Source organism: Nocardia sp. NPDC050717 (genome assembly GCF_040654275.1).
Taxonomy (GTDB): Bacteria; Actinomycetota; Actinomycetes; order Mycobacteriales; family Mycobacteriaceae; genus Nocardia.
This window is the reverse complement of sequence record NZ_JBFAHR010000017.1, coordinates 115,799-122,793: the sequence shown is the minus strand read 5'-3', so window position 1 is coordinate 122,793 and position 6,995 is coordinate 115,799. Positions and strand designations below refer to the sequence as shown.

Below are 6,995 nucleotides of genomic sequence, written 5' to 3'. Positions count from 1 at the left end.
CGGCCTATCGGGGATCGGGCGGCGGCGACGATCACGGCTTCCGGCATTGGAAACTCCTTTGGTAACTAAGCGCTTGCTTAGGTGTATGGTGCAGGAGATCACACCCGACCGTCAAGGGGTGCACTGTGACCCAGTCGTGTAATCCACATCACCCACGCCCACTGCGGGCCCCGCGCGCACCACGCGCGATAATGGCGCCTGACATGACCGAGACCACCGAACCCCGCGGCGACGCGACCCGAGCCCGGCTCCTGGAAGCCGCCGTCGCGGCCTTCGCCGACAAGGGCTTCAACGGCACCACCACGCGCGATATCGCCTCGGCCGCGGGGATGAGCCCGGCGGCGGTGTATGTCCACCACAAGTCCAAAGAGGAACTGCTGTACCTGATCTCGCGATCGGGACACGAGGTGACGCTGAACCTCGTTGTCGAGGCGGCAGGCTCGGATCCCGATCCGGTGACCGCCCTGCGCGCTGTGATTCGCGCCTTCGCCGCCCACCATGCGCGCGGCCACACCAGCGCCCGCATCGTCAACTACGAGCTGGCCGCGTTGACGCCCGAACACCACGCCGAGATCCGCGCGATCCGCCAGCAGATCGACCGGGAGATCCGTGACCTGGTCGAGCGCGGTGTCGCCACCGGCGCCTTCGACGTGCCCGACACCAGGATGGCCGCGGTGGCGCTGCTCTCGCTCGGCATCGACATCGCGCGGTGGTATCGCGACGAAGGCGCGTGGAGCCCGGAGGACATCGGCGAGGCCTACGCCGACATGGCGTTGCGGATCGTCGGCGCCCGCTGACGGTCCTTCCGGCTCTGTCGCGGACGGCGCGCGAATGGCAGGATGAGCCGCGGGAGTTCCCGATCTCTACGGAGCGGCGCTGCGACATGACCGAAACCCGTACCCCTGGCCGAGTTCGCCCGTCCCGGGCGCCGCGATCCACCGGTGGCGAACCGGTGAACATCGGGCTCGTCGTGATCGCGACGACGATCGGCGCCTGCCAGTTGTTCGTGGTCCCGCTGCTGCTGCGCGTGGACGCGGCGTGGGGGTGGCTGCTGGTGCCGCTGGTACTCACCACCACGCCGTTCTGGTCGCTGATCCACGAGGCCATTCACGGTGCGCTGCTGCGGGATCGGGCACGCAACGATCGGGTGGGCAGGATGCTGGCGGTGCTGTACGGGTCACCGTTCGCCATGCTCAAGATCGGGCACCTGCTGCACCACCGCTACAGCCGGGTCCGCGAGCGCACCGAGATCTACGATCCGGCCGTGACCAGCAGGCTGGGGGCCGCGCCCGCGTTCTATCTGAAGCTGCTCGGTGGCCTGTATCTGCTCGAGGTGATCGCGCTGGTGCTGGCGGTGCTGCCCGCGCGGGCGATCAGGGCGGTGGGCCGCCGGGTGGAGGCGCCGGATTCGGTCGGCGGTCTGCTGCTCGACCGGGTCGCGCAACCGGCCGTGCTCGACAAGTTCCGCACCGACGCCGCCGCCATCGCCGGCGTGCACACGCTGGCATTGCTCGCCTACGGCGCGCACTGGTGGATGCTGCTCGCCGCGCTCGGTGGCCGCGCGCTCATCATCTCGCTGTCCGACAACGCCTATCACTACGGCACCGACCTCGACGCGCCCCGCGAGGCGATGAACCTGCGCGTGCCTCGCCCCCTCGAGCGCTTCGCCCTGAACTTCACCCTGCACGACGTACACCACCGGCACCCGGGCCTGCGGTGGTACGAACTGCGCGAGCGCTTCGACGCCGAGGGCGGCCGCTACCACCTCGGCGGATTCACCGCCGTCGCCCGCCAGTTCCGCGGCCCGATCCCCCTGCGCTGAGCCGGATTCCGGCGCTCAGCGGGCGGCGGAGCCGAGGGCGCCGACGATCGGGTCGTAGGCCCAGTTGAGCATGCGTTCGGCGTCGTCCTTGGCCTCGGCGCTGCTGTGGTCGGAGCTGTGCAGGACCACGCCGATCAGCGGGATGCCCGCGCGGACGGTTTCGAACAGCAGGCAGTGGCCCGCGGCGTTGGTGTTGCCGGTCTTGATGCCGATGGTGCCCGGGTACTCGAGCAGCAGGCGGTTGGTGGTCTGCCAGTGGTGCTCGCGGTTGGCCGGTCCGGCGGGGACGTGGAACTCGCGGGAACCGACGATCTCCCGGAACGCGGGCAGGTTCATGGCGCGCACGCCGAGCGCGACCAGATCGGCCGGGGTGGAGAAGGTGGCGTGGTCGTGCGGGTACGGCAGGCCGCTGGGGTCGGCGAAGTGGGTGTTGCCCAGACCCATGACCCGCGCGGTGTCGTTCATCCTGGCCAGGAAGCCGCCCTGGCCGGGACCGTACGACTCGGCCAGCGCGTAGGCGGCATCGCAGCCGGAGGGCAGCAGCAGCGCGTTGAGCAGCTGCCTGCCGGTGAGCACCTCGCCCGCCACCAGACCCGCGGTGCTGCCGCTGTGCCCGGCGCAGTACCCGGCCGCCTCCTGCGGCACGGTCACCGGACGGTCGAGGTCGCCGCTGACGATCACGACCACCGCGGTCATGACCTTGGCGATGCTGGCGATCGGGACGCGGGTGTGCGCCTCGCGCGACCACAGCACCGTGCCGGTGACACCGTCGGCGAGCGCGGCGCCCGGAGCCAGCAGTCCCTCGGGCCCGGCCGCGGTCCACGGGAGCTGCGTGTGCCCGACGCCGGGCGAGGGAGCCGCGGCGGCGACGCCGTGACCAGCCGAGACGAGCAGAACACCGGCGACGACAGCGTGCAACACCCTGGCAAATGTCCGCATGGCGACATTCTGTCCTACGACCAACCCGACCTGCGGGATTTCGCCGTGCCGATTCCCGCGCCGTGGTCGTACCGGCGGAGGCCGCCGTCTGCGAGACTGGCGGGGTGAGCGATGCCGGAGCGGGAAGCTATGTCGAGGCCGGGGAGTTCCGCCGCGACACCAACTACATCACCACGCGGATCACCGCCGACGGTCGCGACGGGTATCCCGTCGAGCCGGACCGGTACCGGCTCGTCGCCGCGCGCGCGTGCCCGTGGGCCAATCGGACGCTGATCGTGCGCAGGTTACTCGGCCTGGAACCGGTCCTGTCGCTGGGGCTGTGCGGACCGACGCACGACAAGCTCAGCTGGACTTTCGATCTCGACCCCGGCGAGGTCGACCCGGTCCTCGGCATCCACCGCTTGCGCGACGCCTACCTGGCCAGGTACCCCGACTATCCGCGCGGCATCACCGTGCCCGCCGTGGTCGACATCCCGACCGGACAGGTCGTCACCAACGACTACGCCCAGATCACCCTGGACTTCTCGACCGAGTGGACCGCCTATCACCGGCCGGGCGCGCCGCAGCTGTACCCGGAGCACTTGCGCGAACAGATCGACGAGATCAACCGAGAGGTGTTCCGCGACATCAACAACGGCGTCTACCGGTGCGGTTTCGCCGGGGCGCAGGACGCCTACGACGCCGCCTACGCCCGGCTCTTCGCCGCACTGGACCGCATCGCGGAGCGGCTGGCCACACAGCGATATCTCGTCGGCGACACGATCACCGAGGCCGACGTGCGCCTGTTCACCACGCTGGTCCGCTTCGACCCGGTCTACCACGGCCATTTCAAGTGCAACCGCGCCAAACTCGCCGAGATGCCGGTCCTGTGGGCCTACGCCCGCGACCTGTTCCAGACGCCGGGCTTCGGCGACACCATCGACTTCGGGCAGATCAAGGAGCACTACTACGTGGTGCACCGCGACATCAATCCCACCGGCATCGTGCCTGCCGGACCCGACCTGTCGAACTGGCTGACCCCGCATCACCGCGAGGAGCTGGGCGGGCGCCCCTTCGGCGACGGTACTCCCCCGCCGCCCCCGGCGGTGACCGAACGCGTCCCCGTGATCGGCTGAGTCAGCGCTGGCGCCAGCTCAGCGGACCCGGCAGGTCGACGCTGTTCTTCCTGGTGCGGGAGTTCCAGGTCCACGGGCCGATCTTGATGCCCCACGAGGACAGGCCGGACTGGGTGAAATTGAAGGTCAGCGGGCCGAAGGACTTGCGCTGACGGAACCTGATGGGCATATCGAGCCTTCCTGAATCGCTCCTCCAGGGTAGCCGATCCGACTGTGGCGCAGGCCTTTCACCGGATCCTGATTATCTCCGCCGACACGGGGCATGACGTCGTAAGGACCCTTTCCGCCCGGCAACGACAGGAGCCAGCGATGACCGACCCCGAAGAACGGTTCCCCGACCACGCCAGGACCATCCGCCCGCACGCGGGCGAGTCGATCGAGGACGTGCGCAACTGGCCCGGCCTGATCCTGGCCGGCGTCGGCCTCGTGTTGCTCGCGCTCACCCTCACCGCGGCCGGCTACGGCTTCGAGGGCTGGGCGATCATCGCCGGGATCGCGTGCGCGGTGTGCCTGCTGGCGGGCATCGGCCTGGTCGTGGCCGAGCATCGGCGGGTCCAGAACCGCGCGAACGCGCAGTCCCCCGGCCGTCAGTGAGGTGACCCGGAGCCGAGGACGCGACGGGGGCGGGTGAGTCCCATCGTCACCGGATAGCCACCGCGCACCGGGTCGAACGACTCGCGCGCCACCGTCGGTCCCTCGGTGATGGCGGACAGGACGCGCCAGCCCAGGCTCGCCTCGTCGATCGGGCGCGCGGTGCGGCAGACGGCGCCGAGCCGCATCCGCAGACGGAACTCGTCGGCGGTGAGATGCACGTGCAGCTGCGCGTCCGGCGTGGCGGCGAGCAACAGGCCGGTGGCGGCCTCGTCGAGGGCGACCACGATGTCGGCGATCTCGCCCGCGGTGAAATGCGCGGTTTCCGCGAAGGTTTCGGCGATCGCGCGCACGAACGCGAGCCGCCGCAGATCTGCCTCTACTCGGAGGTGGATCGCCGGCGCCCCGGCCGGGACCACGATGAGCCCGTCCATCGAATCCACGAGGTCTCCTCCCCGCTGGTGGCGTCAGGAGAGTGCACCCTGCGCCTACCCGGCGGCGGCGGACCGAAACAATTCACTCGATCGAGGCCTCGTCGACGGTGGTGTAGTAGCGGAACAGCGGCCGCACGCCGACCAGGTCGAGCGCGCGCTGGACCTGCTGCCCACCGCCGACGAGTCGCAGGTCGACCCCGCGCACTCCGACGGACATCTTCGCGGTGGCCAGCGACGCGGCCACCCGGATGCTCAGGAACGCGGTCCGCCGCAGATCCAGGATCACCACGTGAGCGCCGGAGTTCAGCGCGCCGTCGAGCAACACCCGGAACTCGTCGCGGCGTGCCTCGTCGAGTTCACTGCCCCCGAGCAGCACCCAGCAGCCGGGACCCGTCCTGGTGTGGATGCCGAGCACCGGCTCGCCGCTCGGTGTGGTCGAGCGGCGGTACCAGCGCAGCCGACTCACGTGTCGGCGATCGGTGGCTGCGGTCATCGCGTCTCCTGTGCGCACCGGATACTTCCGGTTCGCCGGGGATCGGCCGCGCAGAGCCGAGCCCGAATACGAAACCGGGGTCGGCTGGAGTCTCAACCTGTCCCAAGTCTCGCACGTGATGCCGCTGCTGTCACGGCGTGGTCGCAGGCTCCGGCTCGGCGAGCGCCTGTTCCCGCAGCGACGTCAACGTCCGCGCGAGAATGCGCGAGACCTGCATCTGCGAGACGCCGAGCTTGGCCGCGATCTCGCTCTGGGTCATGTTCTCGTAGAACCGCATGATCAGGACCTCGCGCTCCTCGTCGGGCAGCGCGGCGATGAGCGGACGAACCGCGATCGCGTCCTCGGTGAGCTGATAGCAGGGTTCCTCGACACCGAGGGTCTCGGTGAGCGCGGGGGTCGCGTTGTCGCGATCGTCGTCGGTGATGCCGTCGATGGAATTGGTCTGGTAACCGTTGCCCGCGACGAGCGTCCTGGTGACCTCGACGAGGTCCACGTCGAGCTCTTCGGCGAGTTCGCGCGCGTTCGGGATGCGCCCGAGCCGCTGCGAGAGTTCCTCGGTGGCGGGGCCGATGCGCAGCTGGATCTCCTTGAGCCTGCGCGGCACGTGCACCGCCCAGGTGCGATCGCGGAAGTGCCTGCGCACCTCGCCCATGATCGTCGGGATCGCGAAAGAGAGGAAGGAGGAGCCGCGGGTCACGTCGTAGCGGTCCACCGCGAGCACCAGCCCTACCCGGGCCGTCTGCTCCAGATCGTCGAACTGTTCGCCGCGTCCGGTGAACTTCCGGGCGATGTGGTCGGCCAACGGCAGGCACAGGCTGATGATCTGTGCGCGGAGTTCGTCGTGGTGATCCTCGCCGGGCGGGGTGAGCCGTAGCTTCTCGAACCAGGGTTCGATGTTGTCGTAGCTGTCGCCCTGTGAATGTGTCCTTGCTTCCCATGTCATCGCCGGGTGCCTCGCTTCCTGGCGCGGAGTCGGATATCCACGGGGTACCCAACCCCACCCGATCCGATACCTCCTGATCTCCGCGCGGTCGGATCCTCAGGATGCGGCGGGCCCCTGGAACCGGCGGATCCAGCCGAAGGCGACGGCGGTCGGGTAGCCGTCGAGGGCCGGGTCGAACTGGGCGTATTCGGTGCGCAGGGCGTCGGTCAGGGTGGCCACCACGTGCCAGCCGAAGGCGTCCTCGTCGATGGCCTCGGGAGTACGCGACAACGTGGCGACCCGCGCGCCCAGCGTGCCGTCGCCCACCGTGAAGGCACAGTCGATCATCGCGTCCGGCGCCGCGACCAGCACCAGCGCGGTCACCACCTCGTCGAGGGCCAACAGCAGGTCGGTCACCTCGTCGAGGGCGAAGCCGCCGATGAGCAGGATCGTCTCGGCCAGCGCGTGCGCCATGGTGAGCTGGTCCAGCTCCGCGGGCACCTGGAACCCGACGGTGCGCGTCCTGGGTGCGATGTCGCGATCATCTGCCCACACGCCGCCTCCCAGCTACACCTCCACCGATCGCAGGCAGATTACCCAGCGCGGTGGCTGTCATTCGTTTCCGGTCGCTCATCGTGGATTGCCGGTCGATTCCGGCTCGTCAGGAGGTGTGCCCCGG

10 protein-coding genes are annotated in these 6,995 nt (G+C 69.6%); 4 read left to right on the top strand and 6 right to left on the bottom strand.

Annotated features, from left to right (window positions below; genetic code table 11):
• Positions 1 to 203: 203 nt before the first annotated feature.
• The gene (locus AB0H56_RS27545; protein WP_357168500.1) at positions 204 to 797 is read left to right on the top strand and encodes a TetR/AcrR family transcriptional regulator; all 594 of its coding nucleotides are present in this window, start codon (positions 204 to 206) and stop codon (positions 795 to 797) included.
• An 86-nt stretch (positions 798 to 883) separates the two neighbouring features.
• The gene (locus AB0H56_RS27540) at positions 884 to 1,822 is read left to right on the top strand and encodes a fatty acid desaturase (protein ID WP_357168498.1); all 939 of its coding nucleotides are present in this window, start codon (positions 884 to 886) and stop codon (positions 1,820 to 1,822) included.
• Positions 1,823 to 1,837: 15 nt separating this feature from the next.
• Here the strand turns inward: AB0H56_RS27540 and AB0H56_RS27535 are convergent, their stop codons facing one another.
• Positions 1,838 to 2,761, bottom strand: a complete 924-nt coding sequence (locus tag AB0H56_RS27535; RefSeq protein WP_357168496.1) for a D-alanyl-D-alanine carboxypeptidase — start codon at positions 2,759 to 2,761, stop codon at positions 1,838 to 1,840.
• Positions 2,762 to 2,865: 104 nt separating this feature from the next.
• Here AB0H56_RS27535 and AB0H56_RS27530 point away from each other — a divergent pair, with 104 nt between their 5' ends.
• Complete coding sequence (locus AB0H56_RS27530) at positions 2,866 to 3,876, top strand: glutathione S-transferase C-terminal domain-containing protein (protein ID WP_357168494.1); 1,011 nt, start codon at positions 2,866 to 2,868, stop codon at positions 3,874 to 3,876.
• Between the two features lies 1 nt (position 3,877).
• On the opposite strand, the gene AB0H56_RS27525 is transcribed toward AB0H56_RS27530, so the two are convergent.
• Positions 3,878 to 4,045 carry a DUF4236 domain-containing protein gene (locus AB0H56_RS27525; protein WP_110040995.1) on the bottom strand — a complete coding sequence of 56 codons (168 nt, stop codon included), beginning with the start codon at positions 4,043 to 4,045 and terminating at the stop codon, positions 3,878 to 3,880.
• Positions 4,046 to 4,185: 140 nt separating this feature from the next.
• Here AB0H56_RS27525 and AB0H56_RS27520 point away from each other — a divergent pair, with 140 nt between their 5' ends.
• Positions 4,186 to 4,470: a hypothetical protein gene (locus tag AB0H56_RS27520; protein WP_357168492.1), complete on the top strand. Its 285-nt coding sequence runs from the start codon at positions 4,186 to 4,188 to the stop codon at positions 4,468 to 4,470.
• Here the strand turns inward: AB0H56_RS27520 and AB0H56_RS27515 are convergent.
• From AB0H56_RS27515 to AB0H56_RS27500, 4 genes are all read right to left on the bottom strand, one after another.
• A complete protein-coding gene (locus AB0H56_RS27515; protein WP_357168490.1) occupies positions 4,464 to 4,910 on the bottom strand; it encodes a hypothetical protein in 447 nt (148 codons plus the stop codon). The two genes, AB0H56_RS27520 and AB0H56_RS27515, sit on opposite strands and share 7 nt — an antisense overlap.
• A gap of 73 nt (positions 4,911 to 4,983) precedes the next feature.
• Positions 4,984 to 5,394, bottom strand: coding sequence for an STAS domain-containing protein (locus AB0H56_RS27510; RefSeq protein ID WP_357168488.1), 411 nt, complete (start codon positions 5,392 to 5,394; stop codon positions 4,984 to 4,986).
• 130 nt (positions 5,395 to 5,524) lie between these two features.
• Positions 5,525 to 6,337, bottom strand: coding sequence for an RNA polymerase sigma factor SigF (locus AB0H56_RS27505; protein ID WP_357168487.1), 813 nt, complete (start codon positions 6,335 to 6,337; stop codon positions 5,525 to 5,527).
• A 96-nt stretch (positions 6,338 to 6,433) separates the two neighbouring features.
• The gene (locus AB0H56_RS27500) at positions 6,434 to 6,871 is read right to left on the bottom strand and encodes an anti-sigma factor (RefSeq protein ID WP_357168485.1); all 438 of its coding nucleotides are present in this window, start codon (positions 6,869 to 6,871) and stop codon (positions 6,434 to 6,436) included.
• Positions 6,872 to 6,995 lie beyond the last annotated feature (124 nt).